Here is a 21,653-nt window from a genome sequence, read left to right on the forward strand (position 1 = left end):
CCCAACCCTCCAGCCAGGCTTCGGAGTTGACCCAACCCTCCGTCCCGGAACCGGATTTGACCCCCTCACCCGGCTGCCCGCCCCCGCACCCGGCGCCCCGTACCCCCGAGCTGGTGCTCCCGCCCGACAGCTGCGACGCCCACTGTCACATCTTCGGTCCGGCCGAGGTCTTCCCGTACGCGCCGGAGCGCACCTTCACCCCGCTCGACGCACCGAAGGAACAACTCCACGCCCTGCACGCCCACTTGGGGCTGACCCGGGCCGTTGTCGTGCAGTCCTCCTGCCACGGTCACGACCACCGTGTGCTGCTGGACGCGCTGGCGTCCGGCGCCGGGCGGCTGCGCGGAGTGGCCCTGATCGGCAAGGCGACGAGCAGAGCCGAGATCGAGGAACTGCACCGCGCGGGAGTACGGGCCTTCCGGCTGAACTTCCTGCCCCATCTGCGCACCCCGCCCACCCGCGCCGAGATCGACTCGGTGCTCGAACGCGTCGACGGACTCGGCTGGTCGGCCCAACTCCACGTCAGGGACGAGGAGATCGTCGGCCTGGAGCAGCTGGTGCGTGCGCTGCCCGGCAGGGCCGTGATCGACCACATCGGACGCGTCGACGTCAGCGCCGGACGGGACGGCCTCGCCCTGCGCAGCCTGCGCGCCCTTCTCGACACCGGGGACGTGTGGGTGAAGGTCAGCGGGGTCGACCGGGTCTCCCGGCAGGGGCCGCCGTACGCCGACGCCGTCGCGGTGGCCGCCTCCCTGGTGGCGTACGCGCCCGAACGGGTGCTGTGGGGGACCGACTACCCGCATGTGAACATCACCGGTCCCGCACCGGACGACGGGCTGCTCGTGGACCTCCTGGGGCAACTGGCGCCCGACGCCACGCACTTGCGGCGGCTGCTCGTGGACAACCCGGCGGAGCTCTTCGATTTCGAAGAAACTCACTAGTGTCGGCAGAGATGGCAACTATTTCGCTGTCGCACCCCTTGAAGGCCGAAAGTGTCGACAGTACTGTCGCGTGTCGAACCCCGCGTGAGGAGACGTCCATGCACGACCTGCCTCAGGGCACCCTCATCCGTCGCGGCGACGAGGCCTATGAGCATGCCCGCCTCGACGCCGTCTGGAACGAACGCAAGCCCTGCCGCTTTCCCGAGGTGATCGCCCTCGCCGAGGACGAGCGGGACGTCGTCGCGGCCGTCCGCCTGGCCCGCCGCGAAGGACTGCCGATCGGTATCCGCTCGGGCGGTCACAGCTGGGTGGGCAACGGGGTGCGGGACGGCGGAATGCTGCTCGACCTGTCACGGATGCAGCAGGCTTCCGTGGACCCGGTGGCCCGCACGGCCGCCGTACAACCCGCCGTCAAAGGGCCGGCACTCGATCAACTCCTCGCGCCGCACGGCTTGTTCTTCCCCACCGGGCACGCACCGACGGTCGGCCTCGGCGGCTTCCTCCTCGGGGGCGGCTACGGCTGGGACTCACGCAGGCTCGGCCCCGCCTGTCTCAGCATCGAGGCGATCGACGTGGTCCTCGCCGACGGCAGCCTGGTGCACGCCACCGACGCCTCGCACCCCGACCTGCTGTGGGCGGCGCGGGGGAGCGGCCCCGGCTTCTTCGGCGTGGTCACCCGCTTCCACCTCCGCCTCCACGAACGGCCGGGCCGCATCCTGCGCACCGTGCACAGCTACCCGCTCGAACTCCGCGACGAGGTGCTGAGCTGGGCGTACGACACGCTCGAAAGCCTGTCGCCCGCCGTCGAGTTCTCGGCGAAGGTCGGCTTCACCCCAGGGCTGGACCGTAAGACCGTCTCCCTCACGGCGACCGCCTTCTGCGACACCGGCGACAACCCGCTCGCCCCGCTGGAGGCCGCCCCCTTCCGTGACCGGGCCGTGCGTGCGGTGATCGCGCAGGAGACGACCATGGCCGAGTTGTACGACGCCGCCGACCGGCTCACCCCGGCCGGGATGCGCTGGGCCCTCGACGGGATCTGGGCCGACGGCCCCGTCGAGAAGATCCTGGCCGCGGCCGGTCCGCTGTTCGACTCCATCCCGGACACCACCAGCCATGTGCTGTGGATGCTCTGGGGCCACTACCCGCCGCGTACCGACGCCTGCTGGTCCAGCCAGGCCAAGGTCTACCTCTCGCCCAACGCGGGCTGGACCGACCCGGCCGAGGACCTCGCCCACGAACGGTGGGTGCACGGCGAACTCGCCGCGATCCAGCACCTGTCGAAGGGCCTCCAGTTCTCCGACAACAACCTCGCCGACCGCTTCGACCACGGGCTCAGCCCGAGCAACTCCGCACGCCTGGAGGAGATCCGGGCCGCGTACGACCCGGCGGGACTGTTCCGGACGTACATGTCCCCGCTGGAATCCACCACCGCCTACGCCGCCGCGGCACCCGCCCGGACGCACTGAAGCCCGTACTGAAGGAGAGCCGTTCCATGGAGACTTCGAGAAACCCGCGGCGCCGTACCCTGCTCGCCCTCGCCGCGGTGACCGCCACCCTGTCCCTCGCCGCCACGGCCTGCGGCGGCGACGCGGCCGGCGAGGCCAAGAGCGCCGACGGCAAGGCCAAGGTCACCGTCCTGCGTTCCAACGGAGCCATCTTCGAGCCGCTCTACATCGCCGAGCAGCAGGGCTACTTCAAGGACGCCGGCTTGGACGTCACCATCAAGGCGGGCGCGCAGGACACTTCGCAGAACGCGCCGTCCGTTCTCAACGGCGAGGCCCAGTTCGCGATGACGGACAGCTCCGGCTTCCTCAAGAGCGCGGCCCAGGACATGCCGCTGCGCATCGTCACCGGTCTGCAGTCCGCGACGACGAAGACCGCCCCCACCGACGGACTGCTGGTCAAGAAGAGCAGCTCCATCGAGTCCTTCTCCGACCTGGAGGGCAAGACCGTCGGGATCTCGGCGCTCGGCGGCACCATCCAGTTCATCTGCGAGTACCTGGTGCAGCAGGACGGCGGCGACCCGAAGAAGGTGAAGTTCGTCGCCCTGCCGACGACTTCGCTGACCGACGCCGCCACCTCCGGCAAGACCGACGCCATCTTCTCCTTCGGCCCGTTCTACGCGGCGGCCAGGGAGAGCGGACTGCGCACCATCGGCAACGGCATGAACGACCTCCCCGGCATGGTCCAGGGCGTGCTCTTCTCCAGCCAGAAGTACCTGGCATCGAACGGTGACACGGCGAAGAAGTTCATCGACGCAGTCGCCAAGGCCATCACCTACGCCAACGAGAACCCCTCTGCCGTCAAGGCGATCGACAAGAAGTACACCCAGGTCCCCGCCGCGTACATCGACAAGCACGACACCAACTACTACGACAAGAACCTCGACACCACCGTCATGCGCACGGTCATCACGAAGATGCACGAGTTCGACCTCCTCGACAAGGAGCCCAAGGACTCGGCCATCTACTGGGACCAGGCGCCGACCTCCGGTGGGGAGTAGCGGGCATGGTGAAGGTCCGACTGCTTCAACTCGGGGCGCTGGCCGCCGTCCTGGGGCTCTGGGCGCTGATCGCGGCGATCGGCGTGGTCAGTTCGACCGCGCTGCCGGGCCCTGGCTCCGTCGCCTCCGCCCTGTGGCAGCTCGCCGGCAGCGGCACGTTCTGGCAGGCGGTCGGCGACACCCTGCGCGGCGCGGTCACCGGGCTCGTGGTGGCGGTCGCCGTGGGGATTCCGGTGGGCCTGGTGACCGGGGTGTACGCGGCGGCCGAGGAGTCCTCTCGGCTGCTCATGGAGATCCTCCGCTCCTTCCCGGTCATCGCCCTGCTCCCGGTCTTCCTTCTGGTCCTCGGCTCGACGCCCGGCATGAAGGCGACCGTCGTCTTCATCGCCTGCGTCTTCCCGGTGCTGCTCCAGGCCCAGTACGGCGCCCGCAGCGTGCCCCCGGCCGTGCACGAGACCGTACGGTCGTACCGCATCCCCAGGCTGCTGCGCTTCAGGCGGGTCGTCCTGCCGGGCGCGGTGCCGTCCATCATGACCGGGCTGCGGCTCGCCGCGACCACCTCCGTCCTGGTGTCCATCGGCGTCGAAGTGCTCACCACGCTCCCCGGCATCGGCCACATGATCATGGAGTCGCAGCAGGCGGGGGCGTCGGCGCGGGCGTACGCCTACATCTTCTCCGCGGGCGCGATCGGCTACTCGATCACTCTGCTGGCACAGTTCGCCGAGCACCGGCTGCTGCGCTGGCGGCCGCCCGTGCACACAGGAGGCGAGTAGCCCCATGAACCGCGGCCGTGTGCCCTGGAAACCGATCCTGCGTCAACTCTGGCTACCCGCCCTGGTGTTCGCGATCCTGCTCGTCGCGACCGCGGGCAGCACCAGCTTCTACTTCCCGCCTCTGACCGAAGTCCTGAGCACCCTGTGGTCCGAGCTCGTCCACGGCGGCCTCGTCGGCGACCTGCTCTACAGCCTGCGCAACATAGTGAGCGGACTGGCGCTCGCCACCGTCGTGGGGGTGGGCGCGGGCCTGGTCATCGGCGAGATACGCACCCTGCGCCTGGCGACCGCGCCCCTGCTCGACTTCGCCCGAGCCACACCGACCGTGGGATTCGTGCCCGTCATCATCCTCACCCTGGGCATCGGCTCGGGCCCGAAGATCTTTCTGATCTTCCTCGGCTCGCTGTGGCCCATCCTCCTCAACACCGTCAGCGGAGTGCAGGCCATCAGCCCGGCCGTGCACGAGACCGCGCGCGGCTACCGCATCCCGTGGCGGCTGCGGCTGCGCCGGGTGATACTGCCGGGCGCGCTGCCGCAGATCCTGGCAGGCATCCGCGTCTCCCTGTCCATCGCCGTCGTCCTCATGGTCGTCAGCGAGATCTACGGTTCGCCCGTCGGCCTCGGCAACTTCATCCTGCAGAGCGGATCGAGCTTCCATGTCGCCGAGACCTGGGCCGGCACCATCCTGATCGGCATCCTCGGATACGGCCTGAGCGTGCTCCTCCTGCTGTGCGAGCACCGCCTTCTCGGCTGGTACCACCAACGCGCCCCGCGCGCCCGTCCGTCGAAGCCCGTGACCATCGAGAAGAGCAACGGAGTCGTCGTATGACACGCGGATCCAGCCTGCACGTCGAGGAACTCCGCATGGCCTTCGGGCACGGTCCCCAGGAGCACCTGGTCCTCGACGGCCTGTCCCTGCGGGTCGACCCCGGAGAGGCCGTCTGCATCGTCGGCCCCTCCGGAGCGGGCAAGACGACCCTGCTGCGCTGCCTCGCCGGACTGACCCGCCCGACCTCGGGAGCGGTCCGCTACGGCGACCAGTCGCTCACCGAACCGCACGCGGACATCGCCGTCGTCTCCCAGGACTACCGCGGCTCACTGCTGCCCTGGCTGAGGGTGTGGGACAACGTCGCCTTCCCGCTCCAGGGGCGAGGCGTACGGCGCGCGGAGCGCAAGCGGCGCGCGCTCGACTGCCTCGCGGCCGTCGGGCTGCCGGACGTCGGCGACAAGTACCCGTGGCAGCTTTCCGGAGGCATGCAGCAGCGCGTGGCCATCGCCCGCGGGCTCGCGTACGACGCGCCGGTGCTCCTCATGGACGAACCCTTCGGCTCGGTCGACGCCCAATCCCGGTTCGACCTGGAGGACTTGACGCTGGAACTGCGCAGGCAGCTCGGCATCACCGTCGTCGTGGTCACGCACGACATCGACGAGGCTGTCTACCTGGGCGACCGGGTGATCGTCCTCGGCGGCAAGCCGACCGCCGTCCTGGAGACGCTGGCCATTCCCCTGGGGACCGATCGCGATCAGCTGTCGACACGCGCCGACCCGCGCTTCGCCGAACTGCGTACGCGGGTTCTGTCCCTGATCCGCGGGGAGCGCGCCCCGGACACGGACACGGACACGGACTCGCACACGGACACAGACCGGGACCCGGCCACGGCCCAGTCCCCGGACAAGACCGTCGAGGCCGACCGTACGGGGGTGGCCTGACCGTGCGCTTCGACCATGTGGGCTTATCCGTACCGGAGTTGCGGGCCGCGACCACCTGGTACCGCGAGGCCCTGGACCTCGCCGAGGAGCACACGTTCTCCGTCCCCGGCACGGATCTGAGCGGGGTGATGCTCCGTCATGACAGCGGCTGGCGCATCGAGTTGCTCCACCGTCCTGATGCCCGGCCGGGCCTCACCGCCGACAGCCCGCTGGAGGCGGCGGGCACGCTCGGCCTCGGTCACCTCTGCCTGTGCGTCGGCACACCGTACGAGGTCGACGCCACGTTCGACCGACTCGTCACAGCGGGCGCGGGCGTGCGCATGAGCCCGCGCCCGGCACCACGCCCCGGCGCCCGAATGGCGTTCGTGTGCGACCCGTTCGGGAACCTGATCGAACTCATCGACCGCGCCTGAGAGCCGGCGCACCCACCGCGCCCGCACGACCGGGGCGCGTCCGTAGACCCCGTCCCACTCCCTGGCTCACCCCTGCCCGAAGGGCAGCTCACCCCTGCCCCGAGCAGGTCGACCCTGCCCGAAAACACCTGAAGACAAGGAAGTTCACGGTGGATCACAAGAAGTCTCTTGCCGAGCGCGAGGTCACCTTCCGAGCTCGTCCCCGCGCCCTGCTCGTGGCGGTCGCCGCCGCCTTCGCCCCCACTCTCGCCGCCCCCGCCGTCGCGCACGCCGTCGGCACCAAGGCGACGCTCACCGTCGCCTCCGGGGAGACCGTCGAGGTCACCGCGACCACCAAGCTCAGCTCCCTCACCATCGAGGAGGGCGGCATTCTCGCCGCCCCCGACGGCTACAGCATCAGCCTCACCGTGAACAGCGTGGAGACCGGCAGCGAGCTGGCCCTGCTCACCGACGGCTACGGCGGAGCGGCCACCGCGATCGCCGCCGGCACCTACACGGGCACCGTCGTCATCACCGTCGCCGAGGCCAACGAGGTCGCGTACAGCACCCTCACCTTCCCGTTCCGCCAGGCGATCTACGTCGACTCCGACGGCGTCGACAAGTCCAAGTCGGTACTGGCGAACGTGAAGGGCGGGTCGGCCACCAACACCGCCGCGACCGGCATCCGTCTGACCTCGACCGGCGAGGCGTTCAACGGCGTCTATGTCACCGGCGGCGGCACGTACACGCTCAAGAACGCGAAGATCGCCTTCACCGGCAACGGCCGCTGCGACTTCATCGGCTACGGCGCGTCCGTCGTCGGCACCGGTGACGGCACCACCCTCGTCGTCAACGGCGCCACCATCACCAACCAGGGCGTGGTCCGCACCGCCGTCATCGCGGACGCCACCGCCAATGTGATCGTGAAGAACTCCACGATCCACACGGCGGACGGCACCGTCCCCGACGAGTACCCCGCCTCCGGCACCGGCGACACCAAGTACATGATCACCGTGCCGTGGATGCTGGGCCTGTCCGGCAACGTCCGCGCCACCAACCTCCTCGGCGCCAACACCCGCGCCGCATACATCAACTCCTCCGTCTCCTCGGAGAACTGGGGAGCACTGTCCGTCGACGGCGGCAGCAACTGCACGCTCACCGTCATCAACAGCACCATCGCCAACACCGGCGGGGTCGGCTACGGGTCGTACGCCATCGGCAACGTGACCGAGCACATCCTCGGCAGCACCTACGACGTCGGCGACTACGTCCTGATCACCTGGAGCGGAACCGTTCACTACGGCGACAGCGTCGCGGGCACGGTCTCCGACCTGAACGACTCGCTGGAACTGGGGCTCACCAGCACCGAACTGTCGGCCCTCAGCGAGAAGTCCTGCGCCCTGAACTCCGGGCGTTTCGGCTTCATGTGGTATGGCGCCTCGACCGTCACCATCGACGGCGGCACCCAGGTCAGTACGGAGAAGACCACGTTCCTCTCGAAGGCCTCGGCGGCGACCGTCGTCGTGGACGGCTCCGACGGGGCCACCATCGAGGCCGGCAATGGCGTCATCTTCCAGCTGATGGACACCGACCGTCCCAGCAGCGTGTCGGTGTCGGGCGAGCCGTGGAGCAGCGAGACGATCGGCACCTACACCGAGCCCACCGGCAGTGCCACGAAGTCGTCCAGCTGGGTCACCACCAGCGCCCAGACGACCGACTCGACCGCCACGTTCACGGACATCGCCCTGACCGGCAACTTCTACAACTCCGTCTGGGGCGGCGGCAATGCGAGCATCCAGGGCCAGAACCTGGTGCTCACCTTCGACGGCTCCACCGTCGAGGGCGTCATCTCCGCCTCCGCGGCCAAGCACAGTGTCTCCACCATCACCTCGGCGGAGTACCTGCAGATCGGCGAGGTCACCAACACCGCCCAGGCGGTCGTGAACAACGGTGTCATCGTCACCCTGAAGAACGGCGCCGACTGGACGGTCACCGGCACCTCCTACCTCAGCGCCCTCACCATCGCCTCCGACGCCTCCGTCACGGCCCCCTCAGGCAAGACCGTGACCCTGAAGGTCGGCGGCACCACCACCACGATCACCCCGGGCAAGAGCTACACAGGTGCGCTCACACTGACCGTGGCGTAACCCCATGAAAAAACCGGCCCCCGGGAGGGGAGGATGCGAACCGTTTTCCCGGGGACCGGAGCTTTACCTCATAGGGGCTTGTTGCTTCGCCTCAGAGGGGCTTCTCATTTCGAGGGGGGTGGGGGGCAGCGCCCCGAAAGGGGCGCGGGGCTGGGACATTATGCGGCTCCGCCGCGTGGGCGCGACCAGCCCCCACGAACCCGCAGCCGAATTCCGCACCCCCCAGCGGAGCGCCTACGCGCCGATCATGTTGTAGCCGCCATCAGCAACAAGGAACCCCCCGGTAATGTGCTGCGCATCCTCGGTCGCGAGGAACAGCGCAGCCCCCGCAAGCTCCTCAGGCCCAGGTATCCGCCCCATGGGCGTCGCCGCACGCAACTGCTCCCCGCGGCCGTTCTTCCAGTCCTGGCGCCCCAGCGTCGCCGGGGTCTCGATGAACCCGGGCGCGAACACGTTCACCCGAACCGCCGGCGCGAACGCATGGGCGTACGACTTGGTGAGGCCGATGATGCCGTACTTGGCGGCAGCGTACTGCGGGGCCCGGGCGCTGCCCCGTACGACCACGGTGGAGCCGATGTTGACGATGGCCCCGCCCCCCTCCTGCTCCAGCATCCGCGCACCGAACTCATGGGTGCACAGCAGCGTGCCCTTCACGTCCACGGCGAGGACGTGATCGATGGACTCCTCCGTGATGTCACGCCAGGACATCTGCTCGCGGGCCACGTCGCCGACGTTGTTGACGGCCACGTCCAGGCGGCCGAAGCGGGCCCACACCTCGTCGGCCAGACGCCGGATCTGGGCGCGGTCGGCGATGTCGGCCTGCACGATGAAGGCCTTGCGGCCGAGCGCGGTGACCCGCTCCGCGGTGGCCTCGGCGCCCGCGCTCGAACTGCGGTAGTGGATGGCGACGTCGGCGCCCTCCCGGGCGGCCCGCACCGCGATCTCGGCGCCGAAACCGGTGCCCGCTCCGGTGACGAGGACGGTCTTGCCGGTGAAGCGTTCGGGGACGGCAGTCATGTGATCTCCGTTCGAATGAGCAGAAGAGACAGAAGAGGCGATGGAGAGGTGCGGACGAAGCGCGGTCGTCCGTGGGTGGCGAGAGCGCGCGTCATACGAGGGTCCGGCCACCGTCCGCGTACAGCACCTGACCGGTGACGAACGCGGCCTGGTCGGAGGCGAGGAAGAGCACCGGCCCCGTCAGGTCTTCGGGGCGACCGAGTCGTCCGACGGGCACGAGCGCCTCCAGGGACGCGCGGATCCCGGGCTCGGACAGGTAGGCGCGGGTCAGGTCCGTCTCGGTGTAGCCGGGCGCGACGGCGTTGACGGTGACGCCGGACGCGGCCCATTCGCGGGCCATGACCCGCATGAGCTGGTTGACGCCGCCCTTCGTGGCCGCGTACGGTGCATGGTCCTTGTGGGCGAGCAGACCGGACACCGAGGAGAGGAAGACGATCCGCCCGTGCCCGGCCGGCACCATCACCGCGCCGATGGCGCGGCCCAGCCAGAACGCGCTGTCGAGATTGACGGCGCGCAGCCGCTTCCACACCTCGTCGGGTGTCTCCAGCACCGGCCTGCGGTCATTGACGCCGACCGCGTGCACGAACACATCAATCCCGCCCAGGAGTTGCACGGACCTGTCGACAGCCGCACGGCAGGCGTCCGCCGAAGTGAGGTCGGCGGTCAGGCCGTTGACGGAGTCCGCTCCCTGGCAGACCTTGTCCACCTTCGCCTCGTCCACGTCGAGGACGAGTACGTCGGCGCCCGCCTCCGCGAGCGCACCGGTCACCGCCGCGCCGATCCCTCCGGCACCGGCGACCAGTGCGCGCGCCCCGGTGAAGTCCCATGTCGTCCGCATGCTCGGACCGTAAGCCACCGCCGCGTTTTGTGTCCACACTTTGCACGGCTCTTGACGCCAAACCCACCTCTGGGCAGGCTGACTGTCGACAGTTAAGGAGTGGTTCGATGAAACTGGTGACGTTCGACGACGGGCTCGTGGGCCGTCTCGACGGTGAGACCGTCGTGGAACTCGATGTCCCGACGACCCGCGCGTTCTTCGAGCGCGACGGTCAAGTGGGGGAGACCGGGCGGACGTTCGCGCTCGCCGATGTGCGGCTGCGCGCTCCGATCGTGCCGAAGAAGTTCTTCCACACGGCCGGCAACTTCCGTGAACACCATGAGGACCTGGTCCGGGTCGACTGGTCCCATCCGGTGAACAAGGGCATCGTCTTCTTCCAGAACGTGGACGCGATCATCGGCCCGGACGAGCCCGTCGTGTACCCCGCGAACCTCACCCGGGAGCTGGACTACGAACTCGAACTCGCCGTCGTCATAGGGAAGCCGGGCCGGTTCTTCTCCGCCGAACAGGCCGCCGAGCACATCGCCGGATACCTGGTCTTCAACGACATCACCGCGCGCGACATCCAGCGCAAGGAGATGGAGTCGGGCGTCTTCTCCTTCTCCAAGGCGATCGAGACGTTCTGTCCCATCGGCCCGTACATCGTCACCGCCGACGAGATCGACGACCCGCACGACCTCGACATGGAGCTGCGGGTCAACGGCGACGTCCGCCAGAAGTCCCACACCTCCCGGATGTCGGTGTCGATTCCGCAACTGGTCGCCTATCACTCGCCGCAGATCTACAGCGCGGGCGACCTCATCACCACCGGCACCATCGCGGGCGTCGCGGCGAGCACCGCCGACCCGTTCGCCAACTACCTCCGCCCGGGCGACGTCGTCGAGGCCGAGATCGAGGGCCTCGGCATCCTGCGCAACCCGGTGGTCTCCTGGCAGGACGCGTACGGGACCGCGGAGCCGCCTGCCGAGTGGGGGCACCCCCTCTGGGGGAGGGTCTGAGCCGCCATGACCGCGACCCTCTTCACCGACGTCCGGGTCTTCGACGGCACCGGACGCGACCCCTTCCCCGCGGAGGTCCTCGTCGAGGGCAACCGCATCACCGCCCTGGCACCCAACATCCCCTCCGGCCAACGGCGTTCGGCCCGTGTCATCGACGGCGGCGGTGGCACGCTGCTCCCCGGGATCGTCGATGCGCACGCCCACCTCGGCTTCGGCTCCACCGTCGAGCACCGCTCCCGGCGCCGCGACGAACCGGACGAGGAGAAGGCCCTGCTGGTGGCGCACGCCGGCCGCGTCCTGCTCGACCACGGCATCACCAGCGCCTACTCGGGCGGCAACCGGCTGCCCCGCACGGAGATCGCGGCCCGCAAGGCGTTCGCCGAGGGCTGGATGCCGGGGCCGCGTCTCAAGGCCGCGTCCTGGGAGGGCAGCGCGGGCATGGTCGAGCCGGGGGTGTACGACTTCCCGGGCATCGACGGCCGTGCCTCGGACCCGGAGTCGGTCGCCCGGTTCGTCGAGGGCATGGCCGAACTGGGCGTCGACATCGTCAAGTTGTCGCTCTCCGGCGAGAGCGCGGTGGTCGCCGGCACCTCGCGGATCGTGCAGTTCACGGAAGAGGAGGTGGCCGCCGCCGCACTCGCCGCCCAGCGGCGCGGCGTCTGGCTGACCGCGCACGCGCACGCCGCCGAGTCCGTCAAGATGGCCGTACGCCACGGTATCCGCGCCCTCTACCACTGCACCTTCGCCGACGAGGAGGCCCTCGACCTCCTGGAGGCCGCCCGCGACCGCGTCTTCGTCGCCCCGACCCCCGGCATCATCCACGCCAACCTGTACGAGGCCGACAGCGAACCCGAGCCCGGCATGGAGGTCGAGGCGACCGCCAAGGCCGTACGCCAGGTCGTGCCCGAACTCATGAGGCGCGGGGTACGCGTCGTCCCGGGCGGCGACTACGGCTTCGCCTGGAACCCGGTCGGATGCAACCTGCGGGACCTGGAACTCTTCGTCGAGTGGTTCGGCTTCACTCCCGCCGAGGCGCTGCGCGCGGCCACTCAGTACGGCGGGCAGATCATGGGCATGGGGGACGAACTCGGTCTCGTACGGGAGGGTTTCCTCGCCGACCTCGTCCTCGTCGACGGCGATCCCCTCACCGACATCCGCATCCTCCAGGACCGCGACCGCCTCGTGGCGATCATGAAGGACGGCGTATTGCACAAGGCGCGGGCGTGATCCGGGCGCGCACCACGGGCGGGCGGCTCGTGGGGGAGTGGGACACCGGCATCGCCGTCTTCCGCGGCATCCCGTACGCCGAGCCACCGGTCGGCGAACTGCGCTGGCGGCCGCCCCGGCCCGCCGCCGGCTGGGACGGGGAGCGACGCGCGTACGACTTCGGCCCTGCCCCCTTGCAGCCACAGCCGCCCCGCGACTCGATCATGTACCACACCAACTTCGCCGACCGGCGGGCCCTGGTGATGAGCGAGGACTGCCTCTACCTCAATGTGTGGACCCCCGACCCGGCCGGGCGCGGGCTGCCGGTGATGGTGTGGATCCACGGCGGCGGCAACCGCTACGGGCACGGCGGGCTGGACCTGCACGACGGTCGCGCCCTGGCCCGCCGGGGTCTGGTCGTCGTCACCCTCAACCACCGCCTCGGCGCCCTCGGCTTCCTCGCCCACCCCGAACTGGCCGCGGAGGACGACCTCGGGGCATCCGGCAACTACGGCCTGCTCGACATGGTCGCCGCCCTCACCTGGGTCCGCGAGAACATCGCGGCCTTCGGTGGCGACCCCGACCGGGTGACCCTCGCGGGCAACTCGGCAGGGGCCGCGCACATCTGCCACCTCATGGCATCGGTGGCGGCCCGGCCCCTCTTCCGCGCGGCCGTCGGGCAGAGCGCCTCGGGCATCGGCCGCGCCGAGGGGCCGCTTCCGGACCAGGGCGCGGCACAGAAGCAAGGGCTGTGCTGGGCGGGGGAGTTCGGGGACCGGGACATCGCCGGGCTGCGGCGGACGAGCGGTGTGGAGCTGGTCCTCAAGGGCCACTTCGGGCCGGTCGTCGACGGCCGCCTGCTGACCGAGCCCACGGATGACGTCTTCGCCTCGGGCCGCCAGCACGCCGTACCGCTGCTGGTGGGCACCAACCTCGACGAGGGATCGGTGTACACCTCGCTGGACGCCCTGCGAAGGCTGCCGGTGGAACCCGGTTCGGACGAGGTGTACCCGGTCCGTGACGCCGGCCAGGCCCGGCGCACCGTACGGCAGTTCACCGGTGAGAGCCGCTTCACCTACCCCGTGTGGCGCTGGGCCACGGCACACCGGGCGAGCGCCCGGACCTGGATGTACCGCTTCACCCGGACACCTCCGCTGCCCCCCGGACTCGACCTGGCCGCCCCACCCGACGGCCTGCCGGGATACGGCGTGCACCACACCGCCGAACTGCCCTACGTACTCGACAACTTGGACCAGCGCCCCTGGCCCTGGAGCGAGCTGGACCGCGAGCTGGCGCGCACGATGGCCGACGCGTGGGCGCGGTTCGTTCGGACGGGGGACCCGAACGGGGGCGCGTTGCCCGTGTGGCCGGTCTTCACCGGCCCAGAAGTGATGTTCTTCGGCGACACCGTGGAGGCGGGGGTCTTCGACCGCCTGGAGGCGATGAAGCTTCTGGCGCGCACAGCTCGTCCCCTGTGAAAGGAGTGCTACGTGGCACGACTGCCGGAGACCGACGGCACCGGCGAGATCGCCGAACGCATACGTGAACGGCGTGGCGGGACCCTGCGCCCGCTCGACCGCATGCTGCTGCACAGCCCCCAACTGGCCGACGGCTGGAACAGCCTGCTCGGCGCGGTCCGGCAGCGCATCGCCCTGCCCGCCGGCATCCGCGAACTCGTGATCCTGCGGATCGCCGTCCTCAACCGGGCCGCGTACGAGTGGACGGCACACGAGCCCGAGGCCCGCCGCGCCGGCCTCGACGACACCCAACTCGTGGCGGTGCGCGCCGAGAACGCCGCCGAGCACCCGGAACTCGACGCACGCCACCGGCGGGTCATCGCCTACACCGACGCGATGACCCGCGACGTCCACGTCCCGGAGGGGCTTTTCGACGCCCTGCGGGCCGACTTCAGCCACGCGGAACTCGTCGAGCTGACCGCCACCGTGGCCGCGTACAACATGGTCTCCCGGTTCCTGGTCGCCCTGGATGTACAGCCGAGTGAGCTCTAACCGGGGCCGTCCGGTGTGGCGGGGCCGGGACCGGTGAGGTGGGCCTGGGCGTACTTGCGGAAGGCCGCCACCAGGCGGCCGCGGTCGTCGGCGCGGGTCGCCAGCACGACGTGGCTCGGCTCGACGCCGTGCAGGGGGACCGTGGTGAGATCGGGGCGGAGACTGTCGACGCGCGGACCGGCCGGGACGATGGCCACGGCCTCCCCGGCGGCGATGGCTTCGAGTTTGTCCTCGAAGGCCGCCACGAAGGGGCCGTCGGGTGCCCGGCTTCCGTCGGGTCGTGGATCGATGCGCCAGAAGGCGTCGAAGGCCGCGTCGGACACCCGGGGCAAGGGTTCGTCGGCGATGTCGTCGAGGGTGACGGACTCCTTGCCGGCCAGCCGATGGCTGAGGGGGACGATGAGCGCCCGGGGCTCGTCGTAGAGGACCGTCACGTGCAGCTGGTCGGTCGGGAACGGCAGCCGGGTCAGCGCCGCGTCCACGCGGTGATCGAGCAGGGCCGCGCGCTGTTCGTTCCAGGGCAGATGCAGGGTGTGTACGTCGGCGTCCGGGTGCCGGCGGCGCAGTTCGCGCACCGCCGGGGTGACGATGAGGTTCGCGGTGTAGCCGATGGTGATGCGGCTGGGTCGGGCGGCGGCCCGGGTGCGCGCCGAGGCCTGGGCGGCCGACCGCAGCAACGTCTTGGCGTGCGGCAGGAAGACCTCGCCGGCCTCGGTGAGCCGGCTGCCCTGCGGGGTGCGGTCCAACAGGCGGGCGCCCAGTTGCTGTTCGAGGCGGCGGATCTGCCGGCTCAGGGACGGCTGGGCGATGTGCAGGGCGGCAGCGGCGCGGCCGAAGTGCCGGTGGTCGGCGACGACGGTGAAGTACCTCACCAGTCGCAAATCGAGGTCCACCGGAGGCGGCGGAGAGTCGGACATGCTGTGAGCGTAACCTCCCGCGCTACGCCAGTTGACACCAGTGTGACGCCTTGACCTGTGGTGATGCCTGATGCGTATGGACTGATGCGCAACAGGCCTTGGACGTGGAACTCCCCGTGGTCGCACCGTGGAACCACCGTCCCGGCAGCACCTGAGTGGCGCGTCGGGCCGGCCTCATCGTTGTGTCATAAGGAGTGCACCATGCGTGTGTTCGTCACCGGGGCGACCGGATTCATCGGCAGCGCCGTCGTCCGTGAGCTGCTGGGCGCGGGGCATCGGGTCGTCGGCCTCGCCCGCTCGGAGAAGGCCGCCGCGTCGCTGGAGGCCGCCGGGGCCGAGGTGCACCGCGGCGCCCTCGACGACCTGGACAGTCTGCGTGCCGGAGCGAGCGCGGCGGACGGCGTGATCCATACCGCCTTCATCCACGACGACTTCACCGATTACGCGGGCGCTGCCCGGACGGATCGGCGCGCGATCGAGACGCTCGGTGAGACGCTCGTGGGATCCGACCGGCCCTTCGTCGTCACCTCCGGCACCGCCGGTCTCGTGACGGAGGACGACGAGCACGAGTCCACGTCGCCCGCGGCGGCCCGGCTCCCCTCCGAGGCGGCGGCGCTGTCGTTGGCCACGCGCGGTGTACGCGTCTCGGTGGTGCGACTGCCGCCGTCCGTGCATGGCGAGGACGACCACGGCTTCGTCCCGCAGATCATCGCCGTCGCCCGCGCGAAGGGCGTCTCGGCCTACCCGGGTGAGGGGTCCAACCGCTGGGCGGCCGTCCACCGGCTCGACGCCGCACGGCTGTTCCGGCTGGCCCTGGAGACGGCGCCCGCGGGGGCACGGCTGCACGCGATCGGCGACGAGGGCGTACCGGTCCGCGACATCGCCGATGTCATCGGCCGGCACCTGAAGCTGCCGGTGACCGCCATTGCCCCGGAGGAGGCTCCTGGCCACTTCGGCTGGCCCGGAGCCTTCTTCGCGCGGGACGTCCCGGCCTCCAGCGCCCTGACCCAGAAGCGCATGGGGTGGCATCCCGAACGGCCCGCGCTCATCCCGGACCTCGAAGAAGGCCACTACTTCCGTTAGGAGTCGCTCCTCCTCGCGCAGGAGTTGCTCGTCCCTACCCAGGACTTGCTCTCCCTGCGCGCTACCGGCTGTGCCGCTTCATGAAGCGCACCAGCAGCCGGTTCCACGCGGCGGGCTGCTCCCAGTGCGGGTTGTGGCCCGCCTCGCGGACGACATGCGTCTCGCTGCCGCTCACATGCGCCGCGTTCAGCCGCATCACGGACGGTGGGCTGTACAAGTCGGCGTCGCCGGTGATGAGCTGGACGGGCAGGGTCAGCGTCTCCAGAGCCGCCCAGGTGATCTCATGGGCCAGCGACTGCGCGAACGCGTCCGCCGTCCTGGCCCGGGCGTTGATGGCCAGCCAGGCCGTGACACCGTCCCGGTCGCCTCCCCGGTACGAGGGCCCCAACTCCTTGAAGTCGACGGGCATGTCGCCAAACGGGTCGGGCTGCAGGGCCGAGGTGAGTTCCTGGTACTCGGTGTCCTGGATGCCCATCACACTGCCCGAGACGGTGAGGCTGAGCAGCCGGTCCGCGTACGAGAGGGCGTAGTCGAGGGCCACCGGGCCACCGGCCGCCGACCCGGAGAGGTGGAAGCGGTCCAGGCCGAGGTGGTCGGCGAGGGTGTTGAGGTCCCCCGAAGCGGTGTCGGCCTCGGCGCGGGTCCCGGCCACCGAGCCGTACGCACCGCGCCGCGAGTACCCGATCACCCGGAAGCCCGCGCGGGCCAGGACCGGTTGCTGGTACGGCCAGCTCTCACCGCTGCCCGAGCCGGGGTGCAGCAGGACGACGGGCTGCCCGCTGCCACCGGTGTCCCAGCACCACAGGCTGCCGCTGCCCGAGACGGGTATCTGATACTCGGTCACCGGCAGCTGCTCCGGAACGGGCACAGGCTGCCAGGGGTCCTCGGTGGATCCGGAGGCCGCGTGGGCCGTACCCTGTCCGACGCCTGTTGCCGCGAACGCGGCCAGCGCGGCGCCGCCGACGACCGCGCGTCGGCTCGGCCCCGGACCGGGGGTGGCCGTCGTACGTTCTCTCCGCATGGTTTCTCCTGAACTCTCGTACTCCGCCGGAACTCTTGTGTGTCGACTTCTGTGTTGACGCCTGTGTCGACAGGTAACGCTGGACCGGGATGTGTATCGGCCATACGGTGAGATAGTGTCGACACCGTTGGATTGCCTGTGCGTTTGGACCAGACCTGCCAGCGCGGGCCGGACAGGGAGAATCGCCGCATGACCGATCAGGACACGCATCTCGTGCTCGGGCGCCTTCTGCGGCTGCGGGACCGTCGTGAACCGCTGGTCGCGCAGATCGCCGAGTGGGTGGGGGCGGGCATCATCGAGGGCCGCCTCGAACCGGGCCAGGACCTCAACAGCGTCGACCTGTCACGCCGGTTCGACACCAGCCGCACGCCCGTGCGCGAGGCGCTGATGCTCCTCGAACAGGAGGGCCTGGTCGAGATGAAGGCGCGTCGCCGGCCCCGGGTCGCCGCGCCCTCCCTCCAGGACATCCGCGACATCTACCAGGTGCGGCGCCAGCTCCTGTCGATGCTCGCCGGGCTGCTGGTCGAGCGCGCCACGGACGAGGAGCTGGCCGGGCTGCGCACCCGGGTCGAGCGGATGCGGAAGCTCGCCGACGACGGGGACGTGGACGCGTACTTCTGGAGTCATGTGCAGCTCCAGGAGCGGATGACCGAGATCGTCGGCAATGCCACGCTGAAGCAGATCCTCGACTCGCTGGCCCTGCGCACCCTGATGCTGCGGCACCTGAGCCTGACCCGGGCGGGCCGCCTCGCCTACAGCGTCGACGACCAGGAGCGGCTCCTCCAGGCCTGCGAGGAGCGCGACGGCGAGCTGGCCTCGGCGCTGATCGCGGGGGCGACGGTCCGTGCGCTGCGGGCGGTGGAGGATCAGGTGGAGCAGGACACCGCGGGCGCCCGCAAGCCCACGCGCAGACGCCGCACCACGTCCTGACGTGCGGGCGTACCCAGGGGCGTTCACTTGGCGAGCACTCCGCCGTCCACGGGGAAGTTGCCGCCCGTGACCCATCCGGACTCGTCGGACGCCAGATAGACCGCGCACCAGGCGATGTCCTCGGGCCTGCCCACCCGGCCCAGCGGGATCCGGGCGAGGAGCGCGTCCCGGGCCGCCCCGTCGTGCGCTCCGGCCGACTCGGTGGCGGGGGTACGGACCATGCCGGGCGAAACGGTGTTCGCCCGGATGCCCAACGGGCCGCCCTCCACGGCGAGTTGGCGCGTCATCCCGAGGACCGCCGACTTCCCCGCGCAGTGCGCGACCATGCCGAAGGTACCGCTGCCCCGAAAGGCGTTCACCGAGGCGAAGTTGATGATCGAGCCGCCGCCGGACGCCTCCATGTGCGGCCAGACCGCTCGTACGGGCAGGAAGACCACGTCGATCTCGCCGCGCAGCGTCGGCGTCCACTGGTCGTCGAAGTCCATCGCCGCGGCGGGAGCCATGTGCGGGGCGATGGCGCCCGCGGTCACCAGGACGTCGACACGGCCGTGCCGGACGTAAGCCTCGTCCGCGAACCGGTCGGCGTCGGCGGGCTCGGTCATGTCCAGGGGCGCGAGCACATCGAGATCCAGGCCCCTGTCGTGCGCGAGTTTCCGGGTGCGTTCCGCCGCGCCCTCGTCGATGTCGCAGCCGACGACCGTCGCGCCCTGCTCGGCGAAGAGCAGGGCACATCCCTGACCGATCCCGGCGCCCGCGCCGGTGACGAGAGCGACTTTGCCGGAGAGCCTGCCGGTCACGTGGACCTCCCATGTCAGGGGCTGCCGATCGAGGCCGGAACGGGCCCCGCACTCCTTCCTAGTGTCGACACAATGGCGCGGTCAAGGGTTGTGACGTCACTAATTGGCTCAACTGTCGACAGTCTGTCGATGATGACCGGAAATCGAGTGGTGCCCGGAGGCACTTATGGAAATGACAGCCGAGTGACACCTGAGCCATAGGAGGCGCCCCTACGTTCCGGCGTCCATGACTGAGAACTCGCCTGCCGAGCAGCAGGACGAAGCGACCCACCAGGCTCCCAGCACAGTGAACCGTCGTCATGTCATCGCCGCGGGCGGAGCGGTCGCGGCCGCCGCCGGCCTCGGCCTCGCGGCCACGGCCTCCGCCACCCCCGAGACCTCGGCCGCGGCCGCGGCGGCGCGGCCGACCAGGCCCACCCGTTCCGCGTCGGCCTCCGCCACGGCGACCGCCACCGCGTCCAGCGGCGTCTGCTCGCTGACCGCCGAGGTCACCGAGGGCCCGTACGCCCTGGAAGGCGCCCTGATCCGCACCGACATCACCGAGAGCAAGTCCGGCGTACCGGTGAAGTACACCTTCACCGTCGTCGACGAGGACAACAGCTGTGCCCCGCTGGAGGGTGCGCTGGTGGAGATCTGGCACGCCGACACCCTCGGTGAGTACTCCGGGTTCGTCGGCGGCAACGGTCACTCGGAGACGGACGACGGGACCTTCCTGCGCGGCGGGCAGATCACCGACTCCAACGGCCAGGTCTCGATCACCTCGATCTGGCCCGGCCACTACGTCTCCCGCGCCGTCCACGTCCATATGCGGGTCCACACCGACGTCACGCTCACCGACGACTCGTACACCGGCGGCTCGATCATCCACACCGGCCAGCTGTTCTTCGACTCCACCATCAACACCAAGGTCCAGGCGCTGTCGCCGTACTCCTCCAACACCACCAAGGAGACCGCGCTCGCCGACGACACCGTCTACGACGACGGCGGCGCCTCCTCCGGCCTGCTGACCCTCACCGCGCTGGGCAGCTCCGTGTCCTCCGGCTACGCCGCGACGCTGACCGTCGGCGTCAGCAGCAGCTGAGTCCGCCTCCCCCGACGGCCGGTCACGCGGCTCTCCCCCTGTCGCCGCGTGACCGGCCCCACCCTGCTCGTTCCCTCTCCTCAAAGGTCACGCCATGACCGGTACACACTCGCGCCAACCCCTGCTCAGCAGACGCAAGTTGTTCGCACTCGGCGGCGCGGGCGCCGCCGGACTTCTCGGCACCGCCCTCGCCCTCCAGGCCACGGCGAAGCCGGCCCACGGGCGCCGCCCCCGCCCCGCGACTTCCCCTTCGGCCTCTTCCTCCGCCACGGCGAGCCCGTCGGCCTCCGCCTCCGCGAGTGCCTCGACCGACGCCTCGGCCGCCACGACCGTAGCCGGACAGACGCTCGTCGAGGTCCCCGCCAACCTCTCCTTCGTCTTCGCCACCGACCTGTCCAACAACGCGGGCGCGGGCGAGGCCTCCGCCATCGCGTCCGCGTACTCGCTGGGCGCGTACGAGGTCACCAACGCCCAGTACAAAACGTTCCTGGACGACAGCTCGCGCACGGCCCCCAGCTACTGGGACGGCGACGACTTCCCCTCCGGCAAGGACGAACACCCTGTCCTGTACGTCTCGTTGGAGGACGCCGAGGCCTACTGCGACTGGCTCACCGACCAGGCGGACGGCTGGACCTTCCGGCTGCCCACCGAGGCCGAGTGGGAGAACGCCGCGCGCGGCCCCGACGCGTACGCGTACCCGTGGGGCGACACTGCCGGCACGACGTACGCATCCGGTGTCCTCACCAGCAAGTACAACTACAACGCCGTCTGCGCGGCGTACTACCTGGCCAACTACGGCTCCACGGAAGCGACCTACAACAACAAGAACTCCACCCGCTACGGCGAGAGCGAACCGATCTCCGACATCATCGCCGTCACCTCGACCGGCGGGGTGAGTGGATGGATCGACCACACCACCTGGACCGGGTTCGTCTACACGGACGTCTTCGACGAGCTGACCGCGAGCGGCGGCAACACCTCGGCCGTCGGCGCCTATCCGGACGGAGCCAGCTCCTACGGCGCGTACGACATGGCCGGGAACTGCTTCGAGTGGACGTCGAGCATCATCACGGCCACCAATGGCGGCGAGGCCGGCCAACAGGTCAACGCCGTGCGCGGCGGCTCCTGGTACGCGAATGGCAGGAGCTGCGCCACGAGCTACCGCGGAGAGGGCCGTGACGGTAGCGGCGGTTATCTCACCGTCGGCATCCGGGTCGCGGCCGACCGGTCGTAGCGCTGACGACGCGGCAGTGGACCGGTCGCGGAGGCCGACGGCGTCGTAGCCGACCG

21 protein-coding genes are annotated in these 21,653 nt (G+C 70.2%); 16 read left to right on the top strand and 5 right to left on the bottom strand.

Annotated elements, in window-relative coordinates:
• Positions 1 to 26: 26 nt before the first annotated feature.
• The 8 genes from OG975_RS44490 (at position 27) to OG975_RS44525 (ending at position 8,466) form a co-directional block, all read left to right on the top strand.
• Positions 27 to 941, top strand: a complete 915-nt coding sequence (locus OG975_RS44490; RefSeq protein WP_406335406.1) for an amidohydrolase family protein — start codon at positions 27 to 29, stop codon at positions 939 to 941.
• A gap of 98 nt (positions 942 to 1,039) precedes the next feature.
• Positions 1,040 to 2,407, top strand: a complete 1,368-nt coding sequence (locus OG975_RS44495) for an FAD-binding oxidoreductase (protein WP_406335407.1) — start codon at positions 1,040 to 1,042, stop codon at positions 2,405 to 2,407.
• Between the two features lie 26 nt (positions 2,408 to 2,433).
• Positions 2,434 to 3,444, top strand: a complete 1,011-nt coding sequence (locus OG975_RS44500) for an ABC transporter substrate-binding protein (RefSeq protein WP_406335408.1) — start codon at positions 2,434 to 2,436, stop codon at positions 3,442 to 3,444.
• A gap of 5 nt (positions 3,445 to 3,449) precedes the next feature.
• Complete coding sequence (locus OG975_RS44505) at positions 3,450 to 4,217, top strand: ABC transporter permease (RefSeq protein ID WP_406335409.1); 768 nt, start codon at positions 3,450 to 3,452, stop codon at positions 4,215 to 4,217.
• 4 nt (positions 4,218 to 4,221) lie between these two features.
• Positions 4,222 to 5,046, top strand: coding sequence for an ABC transporter permease (locus OG975_RS44510; protein WP_406335410.1), 825 nt, complete (start codon positions 4,222 to 4,224; stop codon positions 5,044 to 5,046).
• Complete coding sequence (locus OG975_RS44515) at positions 5,043 to 5,927, top strand: ABC transporter ATP-binding protein (RefSeq protein ID WP_406335411.1); 885 nt, start codon at positions 5,043 to 5,045, stop codon at positions 5,925 to 5,927. Before OG975_RS44510 ends, OG975_RS44515 begins: the two co-directional genes overlap by 4 nt.
• Before the next feature lie 2 nt (positions 5,928 to 5,929).
• Entirely contained in the window at positions 5,930 to 6,340 is a 411-nt protein-coding gene (locus OG975_RS44520; RefSeq protein ID WP_406335412.1) for a VOC family protein, read from the top strand.
• A 149-nt stretch (positions 6,341 to 6,489) separates the two neighbouring features.
• A complete protein-coding gene (locus OG975_RS44525; protein ID WP_406335413.1) occupies positions 6,490 to 8,466 on the top strand; it encodes a hypothetical protein in 1,977 nt (658 codons plus the stop codon).
• 234 nt (positions 8,467 to 8,700) lie between these two features.
• Here the strand turns inward: OG975_RS44525 and OG975_RS44530 are convergent, their stop codons facing one another.
• Together OG975_RS44530 and OG975_RS44535 are read right to left on the bottom strand one after the other, a co-directional pair.
• Positions 8,701 to 9,483 (bottom strand): SDR family NAD(P)-dependent oxidoreductase, encoded by a 783-nt coding sequence (locus OG975_RS44530; protein ID WP_406335415.1) that lies wholly within the window; start codon positions 9,481 to 9,483, stop codon positions 8,701 to 8,703.
• A gap of 91 nt (positions 9,484 to 9,574) precedes the next feature.
• On the bottom strand, positions 9,575 to 10,321 hold the full coding sequence (locus tag OG975_RS44535) for an SDR family NAD(P)-dependent oxidoreductase (protein ID WP_406335416.1): 747 nt from the start codon (positions 10,319 to 10,321) through the stop codon (positions 9,575 to 9,577).
• A 107-nt stretch (positions 10,322 to 10,428) separates the two neighbouring features.
• On the opposite strand from OG975_RS44535, the gene OG975_RS44540 reads away from it, so the two are divergent.
• From OG975_RS44540 to OG975_RS44555, 4 genes are read left to right on the top strand one after another with little or no spacing between them, the layout of a single operon-like run.
• Positions 10,429 to 11,319: a fumarylacetoacetate hydrolase family protein gene (locus tag OG975_RS44540; protein ID WP_327434181.1), complete on the top strand. Its 891-nt coding sequence runs from the start codon at positions 10,429 to 10,431 to the stop codon at positions 11,317 to 11,319.
• A 6-nt stretch (positions 11,320 to 11,325) separates the two neighbouring features.
• On the top strand, positions 11,326 to 12,546 hold the full coding sequence (locus OG975_RS44545) for an amidohydrolase family protein (protein ID WP_406335418.1): 1,221 nt from the start codon (positions 11,326 to 11,328) through the stop codon (positions 12,544 to 12,546).
• The gene (locus OG975_RS44550; protein WP_406335419.1) at positions 12,543 to 14,003 is read left to right on the top strand and encodes a carboxylesterase/lipase family protein; all 1,461 of its coding nucleotides are present in this window, start codon (positions 12,543 to 12,545) and stop codon (positions 14,001 to 14,003) included. The genes OG975_RS44545 and OG975_RS44550 overlap by 4 nt, the downstream gene beginning before the upstream one ends.
• A gap of 12 nt (positions 14,004 to 14,015) precedes the next feature.
• Positions 14,016 to 14,534, top strand: coding sequence for a carboxymuconolactone decarboxylase family protein (locus OG975_RS44555; RefSeq protein ID WP_406335420.1), 519 nt, complete (start codon positions 14,016 to 14,018; stop codon positions 14,532 to 14,534).
• Here OG975_RS44555 and OG975_RS44560 read toward each other — a convergent pair.
• Complete coding sequence (locus tag OG975_RS44560) at positions 14,531 to 15,451, bottom strand: LysR family transcriptional regulator (protein ID WP_406335422.1); 921 nt, start codon at positions 15,449 to 15,451, stop codon at positions 14,531 to 14,533. The genes OG975_RS44555 and OG975_RS44560 overlap by 4 nt on opposite strands.
• 201 nt (positions 15,452 to 15,652) lie before the next feature.
• Between OG975_RS44560 and OG975_RS44565 the strand changes: the two genes are divergently transcribed.
• On the top strand, positions 15,653 to 16,534 hold the full coding sequence (locus OG975_RS44565; RefSeq protein WP_406335424.1) for an SDR family oxidoreductase: 882 nt from the start codon (positions 15,653 to 15,655) through the stop codon (positions 16,532 to 16,534).
• A 61-nt stretch (positions 16,535 to 16,595) separates the two neighbouring features.
• On the opposite strand, the gene OG975_RS44570 is transcribed toward OG975_RS44565, so the two are convergent.
• Entirely contained in the window at positions 16,596 to 17,555 is a 960-nt protein-coding gene (locus tag OG975_RS44570; protein WP_406335425.1) for an alpha/beta fold hydrolase, read from the bottom strand.
• A 189-nt stretch (positions 17,556 to 17,744) separates the two neighbouring features.
• On the opposite strand from OG975_RS44570, the gene OG975_RS44575 reads away from it, so the two are divergent.
• A complete protein-coding gene (locus OG975_RS44575; protein ID WP_406335426.1) occupies positions 17,745 to 18,485 on the top strand; it encodes a GntR family transcriptional regulator in 741 nt (246 codons plus the stop codon).
• A 23-nt stretch (positions 18,486 to 18,508) separates the two neighbouring features.
• Here OG975_RS44575 and OG975_RS44580 read toward each other — a convergent pair whose 3' ends face one another.
• Positions 18,509 to 19,282, bottom strand: a complete 774-nt coding sequence (locus OG975_RS44580) for an SDR family NAD(P)-dependent oxidoreductase (RefSeq protein WP_406335428.1) — start codon at positions 19,280 to 19,282, stop codon at positions 18,509 to 18,511.
• 226 nt (positions 19,283 to 19,508) lie between these two features.
• On the opposite strand from OG975_RS44580, the gene OG975_RS44585 reads away from it, so the two are divergent.
• Positions 19,509 to 20,363 (top strand): intradiol ring-cleavage dioxygenase, encoded by an 855-nt coding sequence (locus tag OG975_RS44585; protein ID WP_406335429.1) that lies wholly within the window; start codon positions 19,509 to 19,511, stop codon positions 20,361 to 20,363.
• A 94-nt stretch (positions 20,364 to 20,457) separates the two neighbouring features.
• Entirely contained in the window at positions 20,458 to 21,597 is a 1,140-nt protein-coding gene (locus OG975_RS44590; RefSeq protein ID WP_406335430.1) for a formylglycine-generating enzyme family protein, read from the top strand.
• The last annotated feature ends 56 nt before the right edge of the window (positions 21,598 to 21,653 follow it).

Source organism: Streptomyces sp. NBC_00203, assembly GCF_045206325.1.
Taxonomy (GTDB): Bacteria; Actinomycetota; Actinomycetes; order Streptomycetales; family Streptomycetaceae; genus Streptomyces; species Streptomyces lutosisoli.

Bases quoted from the DNA above. Each gene is read 5' to 3' on its own strand.
- OG975_RS44540 (WP_327434181.1), top strand. From the start codon at position 10,429: ATGAAACTGGTGACGTTCGACGACGGGCTCGTGGGCCGTCTCGACGGT.
- OG975_RS44510 (WP_406335410.1), top strand. From the start codon at position 4,222: ATGAACCGCGGCCGTGTGCCCTGGAAACCGATCCTGCGTCAACTCTGG.
- OG975_RS44575 (WP_406335426.1), top strand. From the start codon at position 17,745: ATGACCGATCAGGACACGCATCTCGTGCTCGGGCGCCTTCTGCGGCTG.
- OG975_RS44505 (WP_406335409.1), top strand. From the start codon at position 3,450: ATGGTGAAGGTCCGACTGCTTCAACTCGGGGCGCTGGCCGCCGTCCTG.
- OG975_RS44545 (WP_406335418.1), top strand. From the start codon at position 11,326: ATGACCGCGACCCTCTTCACCGACGTCCGGGTCTTCGACGGCACCGGA.
- OG975_RS44515 (WP_406335411.1), top strand. From the start codon at position 5,043: ATGACACGCGGATCCAGCCTGCACGTCGAGGAACTCCGCATGGCCTTC.
- OG975_RS44570 (WP_406335425.1), bottom strand. From the start codon at position 17,555: ATGCGGAGAGAACGTACGACGGCCACCCCCGGTCCGGGGCCGAGCCGA.
- OG975_RS44495 (WP_406335407.1), top strand. From the start codon at position 1,040: ATGCACGACCTGCCTCAGGGCACCCTCATCCGTCGCGGCGACGAGGCC.
- OG975_RS44560 (WP_406335422.1), bottom strand. From the start codon at position 15,451: ATGTCCGACTCTCCGCCGCCTCCGGTGGACCTCGATTTGCGACTGGTG.
- OG975_RS44535 (WP_406335416.1), bottom strand. From the start codon at position 10,321: ATGCGGACGACATGGGACTTCACCGGGGCGCGCGCACTGGTCGCCGGT.
- OG975_RS44530 (WP_406335415.1), bottom strand. From the start codon at position 9,483: ATGACTGCCGTCCCCGAACGCTTCACCGGCAAGACCGTCCTCGTCACC.
- OG975_RS44500 (WP_406335408.1), top strand. From the start codon at position 2,434: ATGGAGACTTCGAGAAACCCGCGGCGCCGTACCCTGCTCGCCCTCGCC.
- OG975_RS44565 (WP_406335424.1), top strand. From the start codon at position 15,653: ATGCGTGTGTTCGTCACCGGGGCGACCGGATTCATCGGCAGCGCCGTC.
- OG975_RS44590 (WP_406335430.1), top strand. From the start codon at position 20,458: ATGACCGGTACACACTCGCGCCAACCCCTGCTCAGCAGACGCAAGTTG.
- OG975_RS44585 (WP_406335429.1), top strand. From the start codon at position 19,509: ATGACTGAGAACTCGCCTGCCGAGCAGCAGGACGAAGCGACCCACCAG.